This is a genomic window from Candidatus Syntrophosphaera thermopropionivorans (assembly GCF_004353895.1).
In the GTDB taxonomy this organism is placed as follows: Bacteria; Cloacimonadota; Cloacimonadia; order Cloacimonadales; family Cloacimonadaceae; genus Syntrophosphaera; species Syntrophosphaera thermopropionivorans.
Genome location: NZ_SMOG01000054.1, coordinates 1 through 782, shown reverse-complemented (window position 1 = coordinate 782; position 782 = coordinate 1). Strand labels below are relative to the sequence as shown.

The 782-nt window shown below is 37.2% G+C and carries 1 protein-coding gene; it reads right to left on the bottom strand.

All coding sequences use genetic code 11. The features are described 5' to 3' along the window. Positions 1–465: 465 nt before the first annotated feature. Positions 466–782: Kae1-like domain-containing protein (locus E0946_RS07170; protein WP_478210241.1), on the bottom strand; the 317-nt coding region annotated here is incomplete at its 5' end.

Below are 782 nucleotides of genomic sequence, written 5' to 3'. Positions count from 1 at the left end.
CTTCTTCACGATATTCCATAATTCGCTCTATGGGACTCCTTAAATATATTATGCCACTAATCTAATCCTCAGAATACTTTTGTAATATATTCCCCAATAACCTATTACTACTATTCTCGTTGGGAAATATCCGTCTACATCTCTATGTCCATCTTCTTTTAAGGCAGTATCTATTAATAACGTAGCAAATATCACCACTCATTGATACTGGCGTATACAGCATCCAACCATATATACACCTAATAATCATCCAGTGTTCTTTCTTCCCATATCCTCATAATTATCTTTCTTTCTCCTGGGTTGAGTTATGTCTTTTCTCCTTGTGTTATTTTATTGGTTCACAATAAGCAAAGAGTTGAATGTGGCTCAACCTTTTTCTCCTTCTGCCTTACCAAATTTACATCACTAATGAAGGCGTAACCGGGATACTATGCCCTTTCTTTACAGAATCTTCTGAAAGACTACTTATAAATTCCTGGTTCCTTTAGTAGAGAAAGCGTTTACATCCAGTGATGAGAATTGATGATGGAGCAATTTAGGAACGGCAGCTGCTCCCACCATAGCGGCATTATCCATACAAAGTGAGACTGAAGGGTAAAAGACCTGGATATTTAATTTGGAAGCTTTTTCACTTAACTGTGTTCTTAAGGCAGAATTAGCGGCAACTCCTCCTGCTAATAAAATGATTTTGATGTGGTTTTGTCTTGCCCAGGTAAGGGATTTATTGATGAGAGGATCTATGATAGCTTGCTGGATTGAAGCAGCTAAATCAGCTTTATGTT